Here is a 23,297-nt window from a genome sequence, read left to right on the forward strand (position 1 = left end):
GCGGATCAGATATCCCAGATCAGGTTGACCGCAAAGTTGCGACCCGGCTGGGTCAGGCGGTCGAGGTTGGCCGGTTGGGTCACCGAGGCTTCGCCGACGCTGTCGTAGCCGCGCACGTCATCCCACAGCCAGTATTTCTTGTCGGTGAGGTTGTAGACGCCGCCGCTGATAGTCACGTCGTCGGTCACTTTGTAGAACGCGCTCAGGTCCAGAATGCCGAAACCGGGGGTCTTGAACTGGGTGCTGGTACCGTCCGGGGTTTTGAAACTGGTGCTGTCGACGCGGTCCTTCTTCTTCGCCAGCGTCCAGCTGAGCAAGCCGCCGTAGGTGTCCTGGTCGTAGCCGAGGCCGAATACGCCGGTCAGCGGGTTGACGCTGTTGAGCGGCTCGCCGTTGTCGTCGTTGCGACCGTAGGCATAGGCCACCGAACCCCGGGTATAGAGGCCTTGCGGCGCACCGAAGGCGTCGAGGTTCAGACGGCCCTTGATCTCGGCACCCTTGATGGTGGCGTGCTTGATGTTGTTGCTCTGGAACGTGGTCTCGGTGTAGCCCGGAGTGATGGCGTTCTCGTTGATGAAGTCGCGGTACTTGTTGTAGAACACGGCTACGTCAAACGAGCCCTGCTCGAAGTTGCCACGCAAGCCCGTCTCGTAGCTTTTGCTCTTTTCCGGTTCGAGGTCCGGATTAGGCGCTACCCGATAGCCGCCGGCGATGTTTTCGAAACGACCATACAACGCCTTGGCGGTCGGGGTGCGGAAGCCTTCGGCGTACTGGCCGTACCAGGTGTAGTGATCGTTGAAGCTGTAGGTGGTGCCGAACTTCGGCGACAGGCGATGCCAGGTCTTGGTCTCGTCGCTCACCACGCCGTTGCCGCTCTGGTCGGCGGTGGCCAGGAACTCGTCGGTGATGTGCGGCTTGAGCTGGGTGTAGTCGTAGCGAGCACCGGGCAGGAAGGTCCAGTTGCCCCAGCTGATCTGATCCTGGGCGAACAGGGCGTAGCTGTTGATGGTCGGGTCCGGGAAATCACTGGCGGGTGTCAGTGTGTCGCTGGCGCTAGGGGCACCGATGACCCGGCACGCGCCGGCCACGGTCAGGCAGGTGCCAGTACCGGTACGCAGGCCGGTAACTTTGTCCTGCTTGATGGTGGTGCCATAGGTGAAGAGGTGTTCGGTGTCGGCGATGGCAAACGACTTGTCAGCCTGGGCGTCGAACACCCATTGGCGATCCTTGTAAGTCGTATCGCGGTTACGCAGCACGGTCCGCGACGGCGGCGCGTAGATTTCTTCGGTGCTCTGGTCGGTCTTGGCGATCTGATAGTTCAGCGTCCACTTGATGTTGTCAGCCAGTGCGCTGTCCAGGCCGAAACTGTGTTCCAGACCAAAGCGTTCGCGGGTGATCGTGTCATTGCCGGTACGGGACTTGTAGTAGCCAAAACCGCGTCCGGCGTTGAACGGTCCGCCCACCGCGCTCAATTGATTGGTGTCGCGGTCGTCCTTGTAATGCTCGTAGGTCAGGCCAAAACGCGCGTCGTCGGCGTAATTCCAGCCCAGTTTGGCCAGCACGCTGGTGGTGCGCGCGTCCTGCGGGTTGGCTTCGGTACGGTTCAGGCCAGTGCCGCCGGTTTCGCCAAAGGACTCTGTTTCATGACCGTTGCGTTGACTGAGATGCAACAGGCCATCGAACTCGCCGGTGCGGCCGGCGACGGTGCCGGAAGTCAGCCAGCTGTCGTCGGCGGAGCTGTAGCCGGTTTTCAGGCGCGCGCCGACGTCCTTGCCCGGCTTGATGATGTCGTCCGGGTCCAGCGTGTAGTAGCTGACCGCGCCGCCAATGGCGCTGCTGCCATACAGCACCGATGCCGGGCCCCGGAGGATTTCCACACGCTTGACGATTTCCGGGTCGACATAGTTGCGGTTGGTCTGGGCATACGGGCCGTTGAAGAAACCGTCGGGCACCTGCACGCCATCGACCTGGGTCAGCACGCGGTCGCCATCGATGCCGCGAATGTTGTAGCCCGTGATGCCGGCGCGTTGGCCTGCACCACCCACCGAAACACCGGGTTCGTAGCGCACCAGTTCCTTGATGGTATTGACGTTGTTGCGGTCCAGATCTTCGCGAGTGTAGACAGAGACCGTGCTCGGCACGCTGTTCACATCCTGCTCGTTACGGGTGGCGCTGATGGTGACCTGATCCAGATTGAGGGCACTGCTACCACTGCGTTTTTCCAGGACGATGCTGTTGTTGCCCAGTTTGCGATAGCCCAGGTTGGTCCCCACCAACAGGCGATCCAGGGCGTTCTCCGGCGACAGCGAGCCGCGTACTCCCGGTGAGGCCACACCTTGCGCCAGCTCCGACGACACGCCGACCTGCCAGCCCGTCACGGCGGTAAAGGCATTGAGTGCCGACACCAATGATTGCTGGGGAATGGCGAACGCGTAGTCGCCCATTTTGCGGGTCGACTGCTCGGTGGCCGTGGCGGCCATGAGCGGTGCGGTACCGGCCATCAGGATGGCGGCGGTCAGCAGCGACAGCACGCGGGAAGGTGTAGGGGCTTGGCGGGTAAGGCGAGGGGACATCGATAGCGCTCCGTGTCGCACGAATCTTTATAGGTGCTGATCGGCATGGTGAGATGCGAATCAATTGCATTGGCTATAACGAGACGTACGGGGTTTGGCTATCGAGTAAAAATAATTCTCATTCAGTTCAGGATGACCAGCGCCGGGAATTCCTGGAGCCTTGCCGAGGTGATGTGAGCCAGGGAGCGGACCACGTCCAGTGGCTGATCGAGGCGGTAGTTACCCGTCACGGTGACATCGGCCAACTGTTCGTTGTTGTTGATGATCCAGCCCGGGTAGTAGCGGCGAAGTTCTGCCAGCACCTGGTTCAACGGGCAGTTTTCGAACACCAGCCGTCCCTGGACCCACGCCAGGTCGGTGGCGGTATCCAGCTTGGCCGGGCGGTCGAAGCCGTTGGGGCCGATGCGAATGCTTTCCCCGGCGGACAAGCGCACCCGCGTGTCATCCCGGGTGGCGCGCAAATCGACATCCCCGCGCTGTACCCGCACCTGCGCCACGCCGTCGAGGTAGCGCACGGCAAACGCGGTATCGCGAACGCTGGCGGTGACCGGGCCGGCGTCGATTTCCAGTGCCTGGCCGCGATTGGCCTGCACTTCGAAAAACGCCTCGCCCTGATACAGGCGGGCAACACGTTGTCGGTCGTTGATGGTGCTGGAAAACGCCGAATTGGTATTGAGCAAAACCCTGGAACCGTCCTCCAGTTGCAGGCGCTGGCGCTCGCCGATGACGGTCAGGTGATCGGCCTGCAGGCGCATTGGCAAACTGCTGAAACTGAACAGTCCGAGGATCAGCACGGCGGCGGTGGCCAATGGTTTCCAGTGCGGACGCAAACGGGCGAGGACAGTGACTTTCGACGGACGGGCGGCCAGGTTTTGTGCGCATTGCGCCACTTGCGGGCCGTCCCAGATCGCCTGGGCCTTGGCGAACGCCTGGGCATTCAACGGATCGGCATCAAGCCATGCATGGAATTGGCGGCTCTGCTCCTCGTCGGGACTGCCGAGCACGATCAGCCACTCCAGGGCCTGGTCCATCGCGCTTGCGGGATCCTGCGCCGATGAAGGCTCTGGAGAGCGGTGGTTGTCCGTCACGGTGTTTCCTCGGCAGTGTCTGCGCACGGCTGTTTTTTTAGTGAAGCGTAAAAAGTGCGCCAAGGGTAGCAAAGCCCGAAGGTCAGCGCAGTCGGTCCAGATAAGCGCAGGGCCTTGGCGCTCAGTTGGCGTTCAAGCGATCGGCAACCCCGATGCAGATCGACATGATCAGTTTGAGTTCTTTCTGCACGGTGCTGAGGGACACGTTCAGCTCCTCGGCGATTTCCTGGTAGCTGTGCCCGTGCAGGCGGCTGAGGATGAAAATCCGCTGTTGGCGGGCGCTGAGTTGACCGAGGCTCACGTTCAGGCGCTCCAGCAATTGTTCGGCGTGGGCGGCGTCTTCGGCGCTGCTGGTGGGGGCGGCGATGCTGTGCATCACCTCCTGCGGAACGTCGTCGACCATGGTGCGCGAATGGATGCGCCGCGCGCGCAAATGGTCCAGCGCCAGGTTGCGCGCCGTCTGGAAGACAAAGGGTTCAAGATGATCGATGGCCCGTTCGCTCAATGCACGGGTCACCCGCAGGTAGGTTTCCTGCAAGAGGTCTTCAGCAGTGCTGTGATTGTTGACCATCCGTTCCAGCGTGCGCAGCAGGGAGGTGCGCTGGGCGAGGAAAACGTGGTTGAAGCGCGACTGACTCACGGGAGAACCTGATCCATTTCGAGTAGATGATAATGCTTATCATCTACTCGAGTGGTCAAGTGCTGATTTGTGAAGCTTTATGCGCGGCCCTGCAAATAGGTGGCGTAATCGGGAATCCGATGGGTATGCGCCTGATCCATCAACGGGCTGCTGAGCAGGTAGTCGGCGCTGCATTCGTTGCACGCCACCGGGATGTTCCACACCGCCGCGACCCGCAGCAACGCCTTGATGTCCGGGTCGTGGGGCTGGGGTTCGAACGGGTCCCAGAAAAACACCAGCATGTCGACCCGCTGCTCGGCGATTTGCGCACCGAGCTGCTGGTCGCCGCCCAGTGGCCCGCTGATCATGCTTTGCACCGGCAGGTCGAGGCGTTGCTGCAACAACAATCCCGTGGTGCCGGTGGCGACCAGATCATGCCGGGCCAGTCTGTCTTTCTGCCGTTCGGCCCAGTCCAGCAAGAACACCTTGCAGTGGTCATGGGCGACCAGGGCGATGCGCTTGCGCGCCAACAGGGTCTTTTGTGTAAAGCTGATGCCGATCATCGGTTGCCGCTCCAGAAATGACACGTACCCTGTAGGAGCGAGCTCGCTCGCGATGGATGTAAGGACCCCACGCTCATTCAGGCGCCCCTTGTCATCGTTAACGACCATCGCGAGCAAGCTCGCTCCTACAAGACCGGGGGGCGTGCTGCTTATTCAGCGTTGCACAGCGCCAGGCAGTTATCGAGCATGCGGTTGGAGAAGCCCCATTCGTTGTCATACCACGCCAGTACCTTAAGCAGCTTGCCGCTGGACTTGGTGTGGTTGGCGTCGAAGATCGACGACAGCGGGTTGTGGTTGAAGTCGCTGGAGACCAGCGGCAGGGTGTTGTAGCCAAGGATCTTCGAGTGCTGGCTGGCTTCTTTCAGCAGCGCATTGACCTCATCGGCCGACGCTTCGCGCTTGAGCTGCACCGTCAGGTCCACCAGCGACACGTTGATCACCGGTACGCGCACCGACATGCCGGTCAATTTGCCCGCCAGTTCCGGCAGCACCAGGCCCACCGCTTCAGCAGCACCGGTCTTGCTCGGGATCATGTTCTGGGTGGCCGAACGGGCGCGGTACGGATCGACGTGATAGACGTCGGTCAGGTGCTGATCGTTGGTGTAGGCGTGGATGGTGGTCATCAGACCGCTTTCGATGCCCAGTTCGCGATGCAGCACCTGGGCCACCGGGGCTAGGCAGTTGGTGGTGCACGACGCGTTGGAAATAATCTGGTGCGATTGGCGCAGAATGTCGTGGTTAACACCGTAGACCACGGTAGCGTCGGCGCCTTTGGCCGGAGCCGAGATGATCACTTTGCGTGCGCCGGCCGTAATATGCGCGGCGGCCTTGGCCCGGTCGGTGAACAGACCAGTGCATTCGAACACGACATCAATTTTTTCCGCGGCCCAGGGCAGGTCGGCCGGGTTGCGGATGGCACTGACCGAAATGCGGTCGCCGTTGACCGTCAGGCTCTCCTGGTCGTGCTGGACATCGGCATCGAACGTGCCGTGAACGGTGTCGTACTTGAGCAGATGAGCATTGATCGCGCTGTCGCCAAGGTCGTTGATGGCAACGATCTGCAGATCCTGACGGTAGCCCTGGGTATAGAGTGCGCGCAGGACATTACGGCCGATGCGGCCAAAACCATTGATTGCGATTCGAAGAGTCATAGTGCGGCGCTACCGTCGTTTTGTTGTTGGAATTACAAGATTATTCGTAAAAAAATAGAAAACAAGCCTTTTTGATGGCAATATTTTGTTCGATCTACAACGAGTGACCTGAATCAACTGGTCCGAATGGTCAAATAAACCGTCTGTCATCCCATCGACACCGGCCTTTGATCAGCATAGACAATCAGGTCGCCACATCCGTTAGCCTGGAGTTCTACACATGCATCCCCGCGTCCTTGAGGTCACTGAACGGCTTATCGCCCGCAGCCGCGCCACGCGCGAGGCCTACCTTGCATTGATCCGCGGTGCGGCCAGCGACGGTCCGATGCGCGGCAAGCTGCAATGCGCCAACTTCGCCCATGGCGTGGCCGGTTGCGGCAGCGACGACAAGCACAGCCTGCGGATGATGAACTCCGCCAACATCGCGATAGTGTCGTCTTATAACGACATGCTCTCGGCGCACCAGCCGTATGAAGTCTTCCCCGAACTGATCAAGAAAGCCCTGCGCGAAATCGGCTCCGTCGGCCAGTTCGCCGGTGGCACCCCGGCCATGTGCGATGGCGTGACCCAGGGCGAGCCGGGCATGGAACTGAGTCTGCCTAGCCGCGAAGTGATCGCGTTGTCCACCGCCGTGGCGCTGTCCCACAACATGTTCGACGGCGCGCTGCTGCTCGGCATCTGCGACAAGATCGTGCCGGGGTTGATGATGGGCGCGCTGCGCTTCGGCCATCTGCCGATGATCTTCGTACCGGGCGGGCCGATGGTGTCGGGCATTTCCAACAAGCAGAAAGCCGATGTGCGCCAGAAGTACGCCGAAGGCAAGGCGACCCGCGAAGAGCTGCTGGAATCGGAAATGAAGTCCTACCACAGCCCTGGCACCTGCACCTTCTACGGCACCGCCAACACCAACCAGTTGCTGATGGAAGTCATGGGGCTGCACCTGCCGGGCGCGTCCTTCGTCAACCCGAACACGCCGCTGCGCGATGCCTTGACCCGCGAAGCCGCGCACCAGGTCACGCGCCTGACCAAGCAGAACGGCGACTTCATGCCAATCGGCGAAATCGTCGACGAGCGTTCGCTGGTCAACTCGATTGTCGCGCTGCACGCCACGGGCGGCTCGACCAACCACACCCTGCACATGCCGGCTATCGCCATGGCGGCGGGCATTCAATTGACCTGGCAGGACATGGCCGACCTCTCCGAAGTCGTGCCGACCCTGAGCCACGTCTACCCGAACGGCAAGGCCGACATCAACCACTTCCAGGCCGCGGGCGGCATGTCGTTTCTGATCCGTGAACTGCTGGAAGCCGGGTTGCTCCACGAAAACGTCAACACCGTGATGGGCCATGGCCTGAGCCGCTACACCCAGGAGCCGTTCCTCGACAATGGCCAACTGGTCTGGCGTGAAGGCGTGACCGACAGCCTCGATGAAAGCATCCTGCGCCCAGTCGCCCGTGCATTCTCGGCAGAGGGTGGCCTGCGGGTGATGGAAGGCAACCTCGGTCGTGGCGTGATGAAAGTCTCCGCCGTGGCCGTGGAAAACCAGATCGTCGAAGCGCCAGCCATGGTGTTCCAGGATCAGCAGGACCTGGCCGATGCCTTCAAGGCCGGTTTGCTGGAAAAGGATTTTGTCGCGGTGATGCGCTTCCAGGGCCCGCGCTCCAACGGCATGCCAGAGCTGCACAAGATGACGCCGTTCCTCGGCGTGCTGCAGGATCGCGGCTTCAAAGTCGCGCTGGTGACCGACGGGCGCATGTCCGGCGCGTCGGGGAAAATCCCGGCGGCCATTCATGTCAGTCCCGAGGCTTATGTCGGTGGCGCTTTGGCGCGGGTGCAAGAGGGCGATATCATCCGCGTCGATGGCGTCAAAGGCACCCTGGAGCTTAAGGTGGACGCCGAAGAATTCGCAGCGCGCACACCGGCCAAAGGCCTGTTGGGCAACAACATCGGCACCGGTCGCGAGCTGTTCGGTTTCATGCGCATGGCCTTCAGCTCGGCGGAGCAGGGCGCCAGCGCCTTTACTTCTGCCCTGGAGACGCTTAATTGAAACTGGCTTTGGTCGGTGACATCGGTGGGACCAACGCACGTTTCGCGTTGTGGAAAAATCAGCAGCTGGAATCGGTCCAGGTGCTGGCAACGGCAGATTTCCCAAGCCCCGAAGAGGCGATCAGCCGCTACCTGAATGGCCTGGGGCTGGCGCCGGGTTCGATCGGTTCGGTGTGCCTGTCGGTGGCGGGCCCGGTGAGTGGTGATGAATTCAAGTTCACCAACAATCACTGGCGCCTGAGCCGCAAGGGCTTTTGCCAGACCCTGCAAGTGGATCAGCTGCTGCTGGTCAACGATTTCTCGGCCATGGCCCTGGGCATGACCCGTTTGCAGCCCGGCGAATTCCGCGTGGTTTGCGAAGGCACGCCGGAGCCATTGCGCCCGGCGGTGGTGATTGGCCCGGGCACGGGCCTGGGGGTCGGCACTTTGCTCGATCTGGGCGAGGGCCGATTCGCCGCGTTGCCGGGGGAGGGTGGTCATGTCGACCTGCCATTGAGCAGTCCGCGTGAAACCCAGCTCTGGCAGCACATCTTCAACGAAATTGGCCATGTCAGTGCGGAAACAGCCCTGAGCGGCGGCGGCTTGCCCCGTGTTTACCGGGCGATCTGCGCGGTGGACGGGCACACGCCGGTGCTCGACACACCGGAAGCGATCACGGCGGCCGGGCTGGCGGGCGACCCGATTGCCGTGGAAGTGCTTGAGCAGTTCTGCTGCTGGCTCGGTCGCGTGGCCGGCAATAACGTGCTGACCACCGGTGGGCGCGGTGGCGTGTACATCGTGGGCGGGGTGATTCCACGGTTTGCCGATTTCTTCCTCGAAAGCGGCTTCGCCCGCTGCTTCGCCGACAAGGGCTGCATGAGCGATTACTTCAAGGGGATTCCGGTGTGGCTGGTGACGGCGCCGTATTCGGGCCTTGTTGGGGCGGGAGTAGCGCTGGAGCAATCAATCCCGAACTGAAACCCGATTACCTGTAGGAGCGAGCCTGCTCGCGATGGACGTCAACGATAACGCGTGCTTTCTGAATGTACGCGGTGCCTGCAAGTCCATCGCGAGCAGGCTCGCTCCTACAATTGTTTTGTGGTGTTTGCAGTTTCAGTGCTTAAGGCATAATCCGCCCAATTCAAACAACAAGGACGCCTTCCTGTGAGCTCAGTCAACAAGTCGATTTTGTTGGTCGATGACGATCAAGAGATACGCGAGTTGCTGGATACCTACCTGACCCGCGCCGGTTTTCAGGTGCGTGCCACCGCCGATGGCGCCGGTTTTCGCCAGGCGCTGAACGATGCGTCGGCCGATCTGGTGATCCTTGATGTGATGCTGCCCGACGAAGACGGCTTCAGCCTGTGCCGCTGGATTCGCCAGCACCCGCGCCAGGCGCAGGTACCGATCATCATGCTCACCGCCAGTTCCGACGAAGCCGACCGTGTCATCGGCCTGGAACTGGGCGCCGACGATTACCTCGGCAAGCCTTTCAGTCCACGGGAATTGCAGGCTCGGATCAAGGCGTTGCTGCGCCGCGCGCAGTTCGGTCAGGAGCGCAGTGGCGGTGAGGTGCTGGCCTTCGATGACTGGCGCCTGGACATGGTCAGCCATCGGCTGTTTCACATCGACGGCGAAGAGGTGATTCTCTCGGGCGCCGACTTTGCGCTGCTGAAACTGTTCCTCGATCACCCGCAGGAAATCCTCGACCGCGACACTATCGGCAACGCCACTCGCGGCCGTGAACTGATGCCCCTGGATCGCATCGTCGACATGGCAGTCAGCCGGTTGCGTCAGCGCCTGCGCGACACGGAAAAACCACCACGGCTGATCCGCACCGTGCGCGGCAGCGGCTACCAACTGGCGGCCAACGTGGTTGCCGGCAATGGTCACTGAAACTTTGCGCAAGCTCGCCGCCAAGGTGCCGATGCCGCGTTCGCTGCTCGGGCGGATGTTGTTGCTGACCCTGCTGGCGGTGTTGTTCGCCCAGGCATTGTCGAGTGTGATCTGGGTGTCGCAACTGCGCGCGACTCAGCTCGAGGGCCTGGTCACCAGTGCTCGCAGCCTGGCCCATTCAATGACCGCCAGCGTCAGTTATTTCCGTTCGTTGCCGGTGGCGTTTCGGCCCCTGGTGCTTGATCAGTTGCGCAGCATGGGCGGCACCCGGTTCGTGGTGACGCTCAACGACAAACCCCTGGGCATGGAGGTGCTGCCCATCACCCCGCGCAAAGAGGCGGTGCTCAAAGCGGTGGACGAAGTGCTGCGCCAGTCACTCGGCCAGGACACGGATATCTCGGTCACCTTCGTCAGCCCGGAAGACCTGCGCATCTTCAATGGCGGCCTGAAGCTCGATGAGTTGCCACGCTCCTGGGCGCACTACGCGCTGACCCTGGAGCCGGTGAACCCGCCGGTGCTGGTCACGCAGATCCAGATGGCGCCGGGCGAATGGCTGTACATCGCCTCGTTGTTGCCCGAGCCCTATACCAGTCTTGAGGAGCAGGGCCTGCCGGCGCAGCAGGTGTGGTTCATTGTCCTGACCAGCAGCTTTTTGCTGTTGTTCATCGGCCTGCTGGTGCACTGGCAGAGTCGTCCGCTCAAGCGCCTGGCGCGGGCGGCGCGGGACCTGTCGTTGGGGGCCGACGTGGAACCGGTGGCCGAGGGCGGTGGCAGCGAAGTGGTCGAGGTCGGGCGCGCCTTCAACACCATGCGCGAGCGCATCAGCCGTTACCTGACCGAGCGCAGCCAGTTGTTCAGCGCCATTTCCCACGACCTGCGCACGCCGATCACCCGCCTGCGCCTGCGGGTCGAATTGCTCGAAGACGAAATGCTGCAAACCAAGTTCGGGCGCGATCTGGACGAGCTCGAATTGTTGGTCAAGGGCGCGCTGCAATGCGTGAAAGACACCGACATCCACGAGAACATCGAGCCGGTTGACCTCAACCATGTGCTCGACTGTCTGGTGGAGCCCTATCTCGCGCCGAATGGCAACGGCCGCGTGACCCAGCAGGGGCGGGCGCTGGCGGCGTACCCGGGCAAACCGCTGGCGCTCAAGCGCTGCATCGGCAACCTGATCGACAATGCGCTGAAGTACGGGCAGAACGCGCACCTGCACATCGATGACGACGAAAGCGCGTTCATCCTGCATGTCGATGATGAAGGGCCGGGCGTGCCGGAGCAGCGCCTGGAGCAGGTGTTCGAACCGCACTTCCGCCTGGCCGGGCAGCAGCAGGGTTATGGCTTGGGGCTGGGGATTGCCCGCAACATTGCCCATAGCCATGGCGGTGAAGTGAGTTTGCAGAATCTGCGTGAGGGTGGGTTGCGGGTGACCCTGCAGTTGCCCCGCAGTGTTGACTAGTCAGACCGCGTTATCGTTCTTCGCGAGCAGGCTCGCTCCCACATTGGATTCGTGTACGACGCAGCCCCCCTGTGGGAGCGAGCCTGCTCGCGAAGGCGTCAGATCATTCAACACATCCCTCAAGGTAAATGTCACGGCTCGGTGACATAACCCATCCCCTTCGTTACAAGCCGACCTTCGTCTGTTGTTTATGCTGCCCCACAGTCATAACAACAAAAAAGGTACGCCATGGACACCTTCCAACCAGCCTTCAGCAGTTGGCTGAATGCACCTGCCCATCAGCAATGGCTTGCCACCGAAGGCTTGCGCCTGCTGGCGTTTGCCAAAGCTTCGAAACTGCCTGAAGGCTTCGGCAACCTCGATGAAAAAGGTCGCCTCCCGGCTGATGCGCAAGCCCAGACCATGAACACCGCGCGCATGACCCACAGCTTCGCCATGGCCCATATTCAGGGCTTGCCGGGTTTTGCCGAGCTGATGGATCACGGTGTCGCGGCGCTGCGCGGGCCGTTGCGTGATGCGGTGCACGGTGGCTGGTTCGCGGTTGCCGAGCATCGCGACGGCAACACCGGCAAGAACGCCTACCTGCATGCCTTCGTAGCACTGGCAGCCAGTTCTGCGGTGGTCGCGCAACGCCCCGGTGCGCAAGCCTTGCTTGATGATGCCATCGACATCATCGACACCTGTTTCTGGAGCGAAGAAGAAGGCGCCATGCGCGAATCCTTCAATCGCGACTGGAGTGAAGAAGAAGCCTACCGAGGCGCCAACAGCAACATGCACGCCACTGAAGCCTTCCTCGCCTTGGCCGATGTCACTGATGACAGCCGTTGGCTGAGCCGTGCCCAACGGATTGTCGAGCGCGTGATCCATGGTCACGCAGCCGCCAACGACTACCTGGTGATCGAGCATTTCGACCGCGCCTGGCAGCCGCTGCGCGAGTACAACCGCGAAAATCCGGCCGACGGCTTTCGCCCCTACGGCACCACCCCGGGCCATGGTTTCGAGTGGGCGCGGCTGTTGCTGCACCTCGAGGCGTCGCGGGTGAAGGCCGGGATGCTCACACCGGGCTGGCTGGTCACCGACGCGCAGAAACTGTTCGAGCACAATTGCCTCCACGGCTGGGACGTCGATGGTGCGCCGGGCATTGTCTACACCCTGGACTGGGACAACAAAGCGGTGGTCCGCCATCGCCTGCACTGGACCCATTGCGAAGCCAGCGCCGCCGCCAGTGCCTTGCTCAAGCGCACTGGCGATGAACAATACGAACACTGGTACCGACTGTTCTGGGAGTTCTGTGACAGTCATTTCATCGACCGTTGCGATGGCAGCTGGCATCACGAACTCGACCCGCTGAACCGCCCAAGTGCCGATATCTGGCCTGGCAAACCTGACCTTTACCACGCCTGGCAAGCCGTGCTGATTCCGCGCCTGACGCTGGCGCCGAGCATGGCCACGGCGCTGGCGCGCTTGTCCCAGAGCGGTTCTATGTAACCATGCGGTGACATTCGCGCATCCCTTCGTTACCTGCGAGGGGATATCCCCTGTTTAGAATCCTATGCAGCGCAAGCAACAGACTTGCATGCATAACAACAAGAAAGGTGCTCCTGGATGAATTCGTTTTCTCGCCTCGCTACTGTCATTTCTCTCGCTTCCCTGTCTGCACTCCCTCTCAGTGTCCTGGCCGCCGAATCCAAAGGTTCCGTTGAAGTCGTTCACTGGTGGACTTCCGGTGGTGAAAAAGCAGCGGTCGATGTCCTGAAGGCTCAAGTCGAAAAAGACGGCTTCACCTGGAAGGACGGCGCAGTCGCCGGTGGTGGCGGTTCCACGGCCATGACCGTACTCAAGAGTCGCGCCGTAGCCGGCAACCCGCCGGGCGTTGCACAGATCAAGGGTCCGGACATCCAGGAGTGGGGCAGCACTGGCCTGCTCAGCACCGACGCATTGAAAGAAGTATCCAAGTCCGAAAACTGGGATGGCCTGTTGTCGAAGAAAGTCTCCGACACCGTTAAGTACGAAGGCGATTACGTGGCCGTGCCGGTGAACATCCACCGCGTCAACTGGCTGTGGATCAACCCCGAAGTGTTCAAGAAAGCCGGGATCGAAAAAGCCCCGACCACCCTCGAAGAATTCTATGCCGCCGGCGACAAGTTGAAAGCCGCCGGCTTCATCGCGCTCGCCCACGGCGGCCAGCCCTGGCAGGACAGCACCGTGTTCGAAGACGTGGTGCTCTCGGTCATGGGCGCTGACGGTTACAAGAAAGCCCTGGTCGATCTGGACCAGAAAACCCTGTCCGGCCCGCAGATGACCCAGTCGTTCGCCGAGCTGAAAAAGATCACCGGCTACATGGACCCGAACCGCGCCGGTCGTGACTGGAACATCGCCGCCGCCGAAGTCATCAACGGCAAGGCCGGCATGCAGATGATGGGCGACTGGGCGAAAAGCGAGTGGACCGCGGCGAAGAAAGTCGCTGGCAAGGACTACCAGTGCGTAGCGTTCCCAGGCACTGAAAAAGCCTTTACCTACAACATCGACTCCCTGGCGGTGTTCAAGCTCAAGGCCGATCGCAAGGGCGATATCGCTGCCCAGCAAGACCTGGCCAAGGTTGCATTGGGTACCGACTTCCAGAAAGTCTTCAGCATGAACAAGGGTTCGATCCCGGTGCGTAACGACATGCTGAACGAAATGGACAAGCTCGGCTTCGACGAGTGCGCCCAGAAGGCGGCGAAGGACTTCATCGCCGACGACAAGACCGGCGGCCTGCAACCGAGCATGGCGCACAACATGGCCACCTCCCTGGCTGTGCAGGGCGCGATCTTCGACGTGGTCACCAACTTCATGAACGACAAGGACGCTGACCCGGCCAAGGCCAGCGCCCAACTGGCCTCGGCTGTCAAAGCTGCCCAGTAATCCCTTGGCATTTACCTGAGTGAGTTCCCCCTTGTAGGAGCGAGCCTGCTCGCGATGGTGTGTCAGCTGCACAGATGTCTACTGACACTCCATCGCGAGCAGGCTCGCTCCTACAAGGGATCGCACTCCGATCCTTACATCTAAACCTGGATTATCCCGATGAGCTCTGTGGCGGTTTTCAGCAAAGCCTCACCGTTCGATGCGCTGCAACGCTGGCTACCCAAGTTGGTACTCGCGCCGAGCATGCTGATCGTGTTGGTTGGTTTCTACGGTTACATCATCTGGACGTTCATTCTGTCCTTCACCAACTCCAGCTTCATGCCGAGCTACAAGTGGGTCGGCCTGCAGCAATACATGCGCCTGATGGACAACGACCGCTGGTGGGTCGCGAGCAAGAACCTCGCGGTGTTCGGCGGCATGTTCATCGGCATCAGCCTGGTGCTGGGCGTGTTCCTCGCCGTGTTGCTGGACCAGCGCATTCGCAAGGAAGGCTTCATCCGCACCGTCTACCTGTACCCGATGGCGCTGTCGATGATCGTCACCGGTACCGCGTGGAAATGGCTGCTCAACCCTGGCCTGGGCCTGGACAAGATGCTGCGTGACTGGGGTTGGGAAGGCTTTCGTCTCGACTGGCTGGTGGATCAGGATCGCGTGGTGTACTGCCTGGTGATCGCCGCCGTGTGGCAGGCCTCCGGGTTTGTCATGGCGATGTTCCTCGCCGGTCTGCGCGGCGTCGATCAATCGATCATCCGTGCCGCGCAAGTCGACGGGGCGAGCCTGCCGACCATCTACCTGAAGATCGTCCTGCCGAGCCTGCGCCCGGTGTTCTTCAGTGCCTTCATGATCCTGGCGCACATCGCGATCAAGAGCTTCGACCTGGTTGCGGCGATGACCGCGGGCGGTCCGGGTTACTCCTCCGACCTTCCGGCGATGTTCATGTATTCCTTCACCTTCAGCCGTGGCCAGATGGGCATCGGTTCGGCCAGCGCCATGCTGATGCTCGGTGCCGTGCTGACCATCCTCGTGCCGTACCTGTACTCCGAGCTGCGAGGCAAACGCCATGACTAATCAACTCGGAAAGCCTGGTATCAGTTTCAGTCGCATCGCGATCTACGCCACCCTGCTGTTGGCAGCGGCGGTATACCTGATCCCGCTGGTGGTGATGCTGCTGACCAGTTTCAAATCCCCGGAAGACATCCGTACCGGCAACCTGTTGAGCTGGCCGACCGTGATCGATGGCATCGGCTGGATCAAGGCCTGGGACGTGGTCGGCGGCTACTTCTGGAACTCGGTGAAAATCACCGTGCCAGCAGTGCTGATCTCGACCTTCATCGGGGCCATGAACGGCTACGTGCTGTCGATGTGGCGCTTCCGTGGTTCGCAACTGTTCTTCGGCCTGTTGCTGTTCGGCTGCTTCCTGCCGTTCCAGACGGTGCTGCTGCCGGCCTCGTTCACCCTCGGCAAGTTCGGCCTGGCCAACACCACCACCGGCCTGGTGCTGGTGCACGTGGTCTACGGCCTGGCGTTCACCACGCTGTTCTTCCGCAACTACTACGTGAGCATTCCGGATGCGCTGGTCAAGGCCGCAAGGCTCGATGGCGCGGGCTTCTTCACGATCTTCCTGAAGATCCTGCTGCCGATGTCGATCCCGATCGTGATGGTCTGCCTGATCTGGCAGTTCACCCAGATCTGGAACGACTTCCTGTTCGGCGTGGTGTTCGCCAGCGGCGATGCCCAGCCAATTACCGTGGCCCTGAACAACCTGGTCAATACCAGCACCGGGGCCAAGGAATACAACGTTGATATGGCCGCCGCGATGATCGCCGGGCTGCCGACACTGCTGGTCTACATATTCGCTGGCAAGTATTTCCTGCGTGGGCTGACGTCCGGCGCGGTCAAGGGGTAGAAACATGGCAACTCTCGAATTACGCAACGTCAACAAGACCTACGGCCCCGGCTTGCCGGACACCCTGAAAAACATCGAACTGAAAATCGATGACGGGGAATTCCTGATCCTGGTCGGCCCGTCGGGCTGCGGTAAATCCACGCTGATGAACTGCATCGCCGGCCTGGAAACCATCAGCGGCGGCGCGATCCTGGTGGACGACGCCGACATCAGCGGCATGAGCCCCAAGGATCGCGACATCGCCATGGTGTTCCAGTCCTATGCGCTGTACCCGACCATGAGCGTGCGCGACAACATCGCCTTCGGCCTGAAGATCCGCAAAATGCCGACTGCGGAAATCGACGAAGAAGTCGCTCGGGTTTCCAAGCTGTTGCAGATCGAACACCTGCTCAGCCGCAAACCCGGCCAGCTCTCCGGCGGCCAGCAACAGCGCGTGGCGATGGGCCGTGCCCTCGCGCGGCGGCCGAAGATCTATCTGTTCGACGAACCGCTGTCCAACCTCGACGCCAAGCTGCGGGTCGAGATGCGCACCGAAATGAAACTGATGCACCAGCGCCTGAAAACCACCACGGTCTACGTGACCCACGACCAGATCGAAGCCATGACCCTGGGCGACAAAGTGGCGGTGATGAAGGACGGGATCATCCAGCAGTTCGGCACGCCTAAGGACATCTACAACAACCCGGCCAACCTGTTCGTGGCGAGCTTCATCGGTTCGCCGCCGATGAACTTCATCCCGTTGCGCCTGCAGCGCAAGGACGGTCGTCTGCTGGCGCTGCTCGACAGCGGCCAGGCCCGTTGCGAACTGCCGCTGGGCATGCAGGACGCGGGTCTTGAAGACCGCGAAGTGATCCTCGGCATGCGCCCTGAGCAGATCATCCTCGCCAACGGCGAAGCGAACGGTTTGCCGACCATTCGCGCCGAAGTCCAGGTCACCGAACCGACCGGGCCCGACACCCTGGTCTTCGTCAACCTCAACGACACCAAGGTCTGCTGCCGCCTGGCACCGGACGTTGCGCCGGCGGTGGGCGAGACCCTGACCCTGCAATTCGATCCGGCGAAAGTGCTGCTGTTCGATGCGAAGACCGGGGAACGGTTGGGGGTTGCCGGCCTGCCGAAAACCGAGGCGCACAGCGCCAACGTGGCCCAATTCAAAGGCCGCTGAAGAACAAAACTGTAGGAGCGAGCTTGCTCGCGATGATCTCAACGGCGCCGCATTTAATCAGAGAGTACGCGTCGTCATTGCGTCCATCGCGAGCAAGCTCGCTCCTACAGAGGGGGGATATGCGGTGCGCGGCCTGTCGCGCATCGCAACTGATGTAACCGCGTTAAAGAAGAAAAGTTAATAACAATAAAACGAGGAAGTAGGGATGAAGATGAAGAACAAGGCCCGGTTGATCTGCCAGGTTTCAGCAGCGGCAGCACTGGTTCTGGCCGGCAACGCGATGGCCGATGAAGCGTTCAGCTCTGACTCCAAATGGATGACGGGCGACTGGGGTGGCGAGCGTACCAAGCTGATCGAGCAAGGTATCGACATCAAGATGGACTACGTCGGTGAAGTCGGCGGCAACCTGCACGGCGGTTTCAACGATGACAAGACCGCGCGCTACGCCGACCAGTTTGGCCTGGGTGCGGCGCTGGACCTGGAGAAACTGTTCGGCTGGGATAACACCCAGGCCAAGATCCAGCTCACCAACCGTAACGGTGAGAATATCTCCAACGACCGTATCGGCGATCCGCGTGCCGGCACCTTGAGTTCCTCCCAGGAAGTCTATGGTCGCGGCCACATGGTCCGTCTGACCCAACTGTGGATTCAGCACCAGTTCTTCGACAACAAGCTGGACGTCAAGGCCGGTTACTTCGGTGAAGGTGAAGACTTCAACACCTTCCCGTGCGAATTCCAGAACCTGGCGTTCTGCGGTTCCCAGGTAGGTAACTGGGCGACCAACATCTGGTACAACTGGCCGGTCAGCCAGGCGGCGATCCGAGTGAAGTACAACATCAATGACGAGCTCTACGCCCAGATCGGCGCGTACAACCAGAACACGTCGCAACTGGAACACGGTAACGGCTTCAAGCTCAGCGGCAGTGGCACCAATGGCACCGTCCTGCCAGTCGAGCTGGTCTGGTCGCCGAAGGTCAACAACCTGCCGGGTGAATACCGTGTCGGTTACTACAAAAGTACCTCTGATGCCGACGATGTTCTCGAGGACGACAACGGCCAGAACGCCGCGACCACCGGCAACCCTTATCGCGTCCACGATAGCAAGCACGGCTACTGGTTCGTCGCGCAGCAGCAACTCACCAGCCACAATGGCGATGCTTCCCGTGGTCTGAACATCGCGGCCAACGCCACTTTCCATGACAAGGACACCAACTTCATCGACAACTACCAGTCGCTGATGTTCGTGTACAAGGGCCCGTTCGACGCACGTCCCAAGGATGACGTGGGTATCGGTTTCGCCCGTATCCATGTCAACGATGACGTGAAGAAAAACGCCGAACTGACCAACGTCGCCAACGGTGTTTCGGAATACGACAATCCGCTGTTCTCGCCCATTCGTGAAACCGAATACAACTACGAGATCAACTACGGCTTCCACGTGACCAACTGGCTGACCGTACGTCCCAACCTGCAATACGTCACGCACCCGGGTGGTGTGGATGAAGTCGACAACGCGCTGGTGGCCGGCCTGAAAATTCAGTCGGTGTTCTAACGCGTCTGCGATAAGCTTCTCTCCAAGTGCGCATATTTGCGGACAGCCATGGCTGTCCGCTTTTTTTTACGGGCCGCGCACCCCGGTGACAGATGATTTTCAGGACCGTGGCACATGCTTGAGCATCCGCTACAACGCTTCTTCAAATCCTTGCGCGAACGTCCGTTGTTTGCGTGGGAGCGCTATCAGACGCGCGATGTGCTGGTGATCGATCATCCGCTGTGTCAGGCGGTGTTCAGCCGTCAGGGCGCGCAGTTGTTGCACTTCCAGCCCAAGGGTCAGAAACCGTGGCTGTGGTGCGCGGCAAAGTGGCCGCAGGTCGGCGCCATTCGCGGCGGCGTGCCGGTGTGTTGGCCTTGGTATGGCCGGCATCCGAGCGAAAACGCCTGGCCGTCCCATGGCTGGGCGCGGTTGCTCGACTGGAAGCTGCTTGACAGCAACAGTGACGACGATGGCGTGCGATTGCACTGGCAACTGAAGCTGTGCGACTGGCAAGTGGACCTGCACGCGCATCTGGGTGAACGCATGGAGCTGCGCCTGAGCACCGAGCATCAGGACGACATGCCGTGCCAGTTGAGCCAGGCGTTGCATGCTTACTGGCGTATTGGCGATGTTAGTGAGATAGCGCTGTCTGGGCTCGAGGGGGCGCAGGGTTACGACCAGTTGAGCCGGCAGGTTTGTCAGCAGGAAGGCGAATTACGCGTGGACGGCGGATGCCAGAGGGTGTTCCAGCATGACGGCGAATTGCAGTTGAACGACCACGCCTGGGACCGGGCGTTGTGCATTGATACCGGGGATACGGCAGACACGGTGGTGTGGCACCCCGGTTCACGTCCGTTGCTCGGCGTGACCTGGAACGAGATATCCGAATTTGTCTGTGTGGAAGCGGCGAGCGGCGGTACTGACAGCCTGTGCCTGAAGCCTGGGGAGCGGGCCCATTTGAGTTTGCAGGCGCGGGTGGGGGCTTAGTTCTGGATCTTGTGGTGTCTGGGCTGGCCCCTTCGCGAGCAGGCTCGCTCCCACATTGGGTCTTCGGTGAACACAAGGTTTATGTTCAAACCAAATCCCCTGTGGGAGCGAGCCTGCTCGCGAAGAGGCCGGACCGGTCAGCCGAGATTTCGGATCAGTTGAACTCGTCACCCACCGGATACCGGCTGGCATTCAGGCTCTCCTTGATCTTGCGCAAATGCGGCTGGAAATCCACGCCCCGGCGCAAGGTCATGCCGGTAGCGAGCACGTCCAGCACGGTCAGCTGGATGATCCGTGACGTCATCGGCATGTAGATGTCGGTGTCTTCCGGCAGCGGAATGTTCAGGCTCAGGGTGCTGGCCTTGGCCAGTGGCGAGTTCTCGGCGGTCAGGCCAAGCACCGAGGCGCCGTTTTCCCGGGCGATGCGCGCCACTTCCACCAGTTCGCGGGTGCGACCGGTATAGGAAATGATCACGAACAGCTCTCCGGTATGGGCCACGGAGGCAATCATGCGCTGCATCAGCACATCCGCGTGGGCCGTGACGGCGAGGTTGAAGCGGAAGAACTTGTGCTGCGCATCCAGTGCCACCGGGGCCGAGGCGCCGAGGCCGAAGAAGTGGATCTGCCGCGCCTGGATCAGCAGGTCGACGGCGCGGCTGATCAGGTTCGGGTCCAGTGCCTGGCAGGCGCTGTCCAGCGAGGCGATGGCGCTGCCGAAGATCTTCTGCGTGTAGGCCTCCGGATTGTCATCGGCCTCCACCGCACGGCTGACATAAGCGGCGCCACTGGCCAGGCTCTGGGCCAGTTGCAGTTTGAGCTCAGGGTAGCCGCTGACGCCGAACGAACGGCAGAAGCGGTTGACCGTCGGTTCGCTGACCGAGGCGGCCTGGGCGAGGGCGGCGATGCTGAAGCGGGTGGCCTGCTGCGGGTTGAGCAGGATCACCTCGGCGACTTTGCGTTCGGCCTTGTTCAGCTCTTCAAGGCGATTCTGGATTTGCTCCAGTAAATTTCGCACGCGGTCCATATAAGTATCCTTGATTCACCGGCACCGATAAGCGCGCGGCTAATGCAAAAAGGGCCTTTGGTGAGGCCCGTAACGGTGGCCTATCCTACTGATGGCTCCGACCGACCACCACTCGCAATCTGTATTTTGCGAAAATGTTGTGGTTATTACTACATTTTCCCTTGAGTGATGCCTTAAAAAAAGGTATTTGTAGCTTAACTTGATAAAAGAACAAACATCATGCTCTCGATTACGGTTGAACCGTGCACCTTTGCCTTGTTCGGCGCCCTTGGCGACCTGGCCTTACGCAAGCTGTTTCCTGCCCTTTATCAACTCGACGGAGCCGGCCTGTTGCACGAGGATACGCGGATCATCGCGCTGGCCCGTGAGCCGGGCAGCGAGCAGGAACACCTGGCGTTCATCACCTCCGAGCTGCGCCGCTATGTCGGTGCCAAAGAGCTGGACGAAGCCGTGGTCGAGCGTTTTCTGGCGCGCCTGAGCTACCTGCACGTCGACTTCCTCAACCCCGATGATTATGTGGCCCTGGCCGAATCCGCCGGTAGTTCGCAGCGGGTCATCGCCTACTTTGCGACCCCGGCCGCGGTGTATGGCGCGATTTGCGAGAACCTGGCCAAGGTCGGTCTGGCAGAAAACACCCGCGTGGTGCTGGAAAAGCCCATCGGTTCGGACCTGGAATCCTCGCGCAAGGTCAACGACGCCGTGGCGCAGTTCTTCCCGGAGAACCGCACCTACCGCATCGACCACTATCTGGGCAAGGAAACCGTCCAGAACCTGATCGCCCTGCGTTTCGCCAACAGCCTGTTCGAAACCCAGTGGAACCAGAATTACATTTCCCATGTGGAAATCACCGTGGCCGAGCAGGTCGGCATCGAGGGCCGCTGGGGTTACTTTGACAAGGCCGGCCAGCTGCGGGACATGATCCAGAACCACCTGCTGCAACTGCTCTGCCTGATCGCCATGGACCCGCCGGCCGACCTGTCCGCCGACAGCATCCGCGATGAGAAGGTCAAAGTGCTCAAGGCCCTGGCGCCGATCAGCCCGGAAGGCCTGACCACCCAGGTGGTGCGCGGCCAGTACATCGCCGGCTACAGCGAAGGCAAAGCAGTGCCGGGGTACCTGGAAGAACCTAACTCCAACACCCAGAGCAATACCGAAACCTTTGTTGCCCTGCGCGCCGACATCCGCAACTGGCGCTGGGCCGGCGTGCCGTTTTACCTGCGTACCGGCAAACGCATGCCGCAGAAGCTGTCGCAGATCGTCATCCACTTCAAGGAGCCGTCGCACTACATCTTCGCTCCCGAGCAGCGCCTGCAAATCAGCAACAAGCTGATTATCCGCCTGCAGCCGGACGAAGGCATTTCCTTGCGCGTGATGACCAAAGATCAAGGCCTGGACAAAGGCATGCAGCTGCGCAGCGGTCCATTGCAGCTGAATTTTTCCGACACCTGGAGCAGCGCACGGATTCCCGATGCCTACGAGCGGTTGTTGCTGGAAGTGATGCGCGGCAATCAGAACCTGTTTGTCCGTAAAGATGAAATCGAAGCCGCGTGGAATTGGTGTGACCAGTTGATCGCCGGGTGGAAAAAATCCGGTGATGCGCCCAAGCCGTACGCGGCCGGGTCCTGGGGGCCGATGAGCTCCATTGCTCTGATCACGCGGGACGGGAGGTCGTGGTATGGCGATATCTGATTTGAAACTGCCGCGGGGCGTCAGCGCCCATGCGTTCAAGAGCCCGGTGCTGCTGGCTGAAAGCCTGGCACTGAACGTGGCGAAACAACTGAGCGACGCGATCGACGCCCAGGGCACCGCGACCCTGGTGGTTTCCGGTGGCCGCAGCCCGGTGGCGTTTTTCCAGCACCTGGCCAAGCAAGTGCTGGACTGGTCGCGCGTGGTGATCAGCCTGGCCGACGAGCGCTGGGTACCGGTCGAACACGCCGACAGCAACGCCGGTCTGATCAAGCGTTACCTGCTGCAAGGCCCGGCGGCCAAGGCGCAGTTCCTGAGCCTGTACAGCGCCAGCGCCAACCTGGAACAGGCGGCCGAGCAGGCCGACCGTTTGCTGTCCGAGTTGCCGGTGATCGACGTGCTGATCCTCGGCATGGGCGATGACGGCCACACCGCGTCGCTGTTCCCCAACAGCCCGAACCTTGCCGAGGCATTGCAAGTCGATGGCGTCCGTCGCTGCTGGCCGATGCTGGCGCCGACCGTGCCGCATCAGCGCCTGACCATGAGCCGCGCGCTGCTGGCCTCGGCCAAACACAAGGTTCTATCGATTTCCGGTCAGTCCAAGCTGACTACCCTGAGTACCGCACTGGCCAGCGACGATGTCGCCGCAATGCCGATTCGCGCGTTTCTGCAACCTACGTTAGAGATTTACTGGTGCCCATGAGCCAAGGAACAGCC

The 23,297-nt window shown here is 61.0% G+C and carries 19 protein-coding genes; 13 read left to right on the top strand and 6 right to left on the bottom strand.

Annotation, left to right across the window (positions count from 1 at the left end; all coding sequences use genetic code 11):
• Positions 1-5 precede the first annotated feature (5 nt).
• The 5 genes from ACM6J5_RS23815 to gap form a co-directional block, all read right to left on the bottom strand.
• On the bottom strand, positions 6-2,573 hold the full coding sequence (locus ACM6J5_RS23815) for a TonB-dependent receptor (protein ID WP_414929448.1): 2,568 nt from the start codon (positions 2,571-2,573) through the stop codon (positions 6-8).
• Between the two features lie 122 nt (positions 2,574-2,695).
• Complete coding sequence (locus ACM6J5_RS23820; protein WP_414929449.1) at positions 2,696-3,661, bottom strand: FecR family protein; 966 nt, start codon at positions 3,659-3,661, stop codon at positions 2,696-2,698.
• A 121-nt stretch (positions 3,662-3,782) separates the two neighbouring features.
• Complete coding sequence (locus tag ACM6J5_RS23825; protein WP_414929450.1) at positions 3,783-4,301, bottom strand: RNA polymerase sigma factor; 519 nt, start codon at positions 4,299-4,301, stop codon at positions 3,783-3,785.
• A gap of 77 nt (positions 4,302-4,378) precedes the next feature.
• Complete coding sequence (locus ACM6J5_RS23830; RefSeq protein ID WP_095942751.1) at positions 4,379-4,843, bottom strand: methylglyoxal synthase; 465 nt, start codon at positions 4,841-4,843, stop codon at positions 4,379-4,381.
• A gap of 149 nt (positions 4,844-4,992) precedes the next feature.
• On the bottom strand, positions 4,993-5,994 hold the full coding sequence (gene gap / locus ACM6J5_RS23835; RefSeq protein WP_095942750.1) for a type I glyceraldehyde-3-phosphate dehydrogenase: 1,002 nt from the start codon (positions 5,992-5,994) through the stop codon (positions 4,993-4,995).
• Between the two features lie 220 nt (positions 5,995-6,214).
• On the opposite strand from gap, the gene edd reads away from it, so the two are divergent.
• The 11 genes from edd to ACM6J5_RS23890 all read left to right on the top strand — a co-directional run bounded on the left by edd (position 6,215) and on the right by ACM6J5_RS23890 (position 19,870).
• Positions 6,215-8,041, top strand: coding sequence for a phosphogluconate dehydratase (edd, locus tag ACM6J5_RS23840; protein ID WP_057713545.1), 1,827 nt, complete (start codon positions 6,215-6,217; stop codon positions 8,039-8,041).
• Positions 8,038-8,997 carry a glucokinase gene (locus ACM6J5_RS23845; RefSeq protein ID WP_414929451.1) on the top strand — a complete coding sequence of 320 codons (960 nt, stop codon included), beginning with the start codon at positions 8,038-8,040 and terminating at the stop codon, positions 8,995-8,997. The genes edd and ACM6J5_RS23845 overlap by 4 nt, the downstream gene beginning before the upstream one ends.
• A gap of 186 nt (positions 8,998-9,183) precedes the next feature.
• Complete coding sequence (locus tag ACM6J5_RS23850; RefSeq protein ID WP_095942747.1) at positions 9,184-9,915, top strand: response regulator; 732 nt, start codon at positions 9,184-9,186, stop codon at positions 9,913-9,915.
• Between the two features lie 31 nt (positions 9,916-9,946).
• On the top strand, positions 9,947-11,374 hold the full coding sequence (locus ACM6J5_RS23855; RefSeq protein ID WP_224790036.1) for an ATP-binding protein: 1,428 nt from the start codon (positions 9,947-9,949) through the stop codon (positions 11,372-11,374).
• A gap of 228 nt (positions 11,375-11,602) precedes the next feature.
• On the top strand, positions 11,603-12,862 hold the full coding sequence (locus ACM6J5_RS23860) for an AGE family epimerase/isomerase (protein ID WP_414929452.1): 1,260 nt from the start codon (positions 11,603-11,605) through the stop codon (positions 12,860-12,862).
• 117 nt (positions 12,863-12,979) lie between these two features.
• Positions 12,980-14,278, top strand: coding sequence for an ABC transporter substrate-binding protein (locus tag ACM6J5_RS23865; RefSeq protein ID WP_095942744.1), 1,299 nt, complete (start codon positions 12,980-12,982; stop codon positions 14,276-14,278).
• A 159-nt stretch (positions 14,279-14,437) separates the two neighbouring features.
• Entirely contained in the window at positions 14,438-15,346 is a 909-nt protein-coding gene (locus tag ACM6J5_RS23870; RefSeq protein WP_007974433.1) for a carbohydrate ABC transporter permease, read from the top strand.
• Complete coding sequence (locus ACM6J5_RS23875) at positions 15,339-16,184, top strand: carbohydrate ABC transporter permease (protein WP_095942743.1); 846 nt, start codon at positions 15,339-15,341, stop codon at positions 16,182-16,184. The genes ACM6J5_RS23870 and ACM6J5_RS23875 overlap by 8 nt, the downstream gene beginning before the upstream one ends.
• A gap of 4 nt (positions 16,185-16,188) precedes the next feature.
• On the top strand, positions 16,189-17,349 hold the full coding sequence (locus ACM6J5_RS23880) for an ABC transporter ATP-binding protein (RefSeq protein ID WP_414929453.1): 1,161 nt from the start codon (positions 16,189-16,191) through the stop codon (positions 17,347-17,349).
• A 205-nt stretch (positions 17,350-17,554) separates the two neighbouring features.
• Positions 17,555-18,901 carry a carbohydrate porin gene (locus ACM6J5_RS23885; RefSeq protein WP_095942741.1) on the top strand — a complete coding sequence of 449 codons (1,347 nt, stop codon included), beginning with the start codon at positions 17,555-17,557 and terminating at the stop codon, positions 18,899-18,901.
• 114 nt (positions 18,902-19,015) lie between these two features.
• Positions 19,016-19,870, top strand: coding sequence for a D-hexose-6-phosphate mutarotase (locus tag ACM6J5_RS23890; protein ID WP_095942740.1), 855 nt, complete (start codon positions 19,016-19,018; stop codon positions 19,868-19,870).
• 154 nt (positions 19,871-20,024) lie between these two features.
• Here ACM6J5_RS23890 and ACM6J5_RS23895 read toward each other — a convergent pair whose 3' ends face one another.
• The gene (locus ACM6J5_RS23895; protein ID WP_170948639.1) at positions 20,025-20,885 is read right to left on the bottom strand and encodes a MurR/RpiR family transcriptional regulator; all 861 of its coding nucleotides are present in this window, start codon (positions 20,883-20,885) and stop codon (positions 20,025-20,027) included.
• Between the two features lie 228 nt (positions 20,886-21,113).
• Here ACM6J5_RS23895 and zwf point away from each other — a divergent pair, with 228 nt between their 5' ends.
• Both zwf and pgl read left to right on the top strand, forming a co-directional pair.
• Positions 21,114-22,583 (top strand): glucose-6-phosphate dehydrogenase, encoded by a 1,470-nt coding sequence (zwf, locus tag ACM6J5_RS23900; protein WP_095942739.1) that lies wholly within the window; start codon positions 21,114-21,116, stop codon positions 22,581-22,583.
• A complete protein-coding gene (gene pgl, locus ACM6J5_RS23905) occupies positions 22,570-23,283 on the top strand; it encodes a 6-phosphogluconolactonase (protein WP_414929454.1) in 714 nt (237 codons plus the stop codon). The genes zwf and pgl overlap by 14 nt, the downstream gene beginning before the upstream one ends.
• Positions 23,284-23,297: the final 14 nt, after the last annotated feature.

Origin of the sequence: Pseudomonas sp. IT-P74, assembly GCF_949768175.1 — a bacterium.
Classification (GTDB): Bacteria; Pseudomonadota; Gammaproteobacteria; order Pseudomonadales; family Pseudomonadaceae; genus Aquipseudomonas.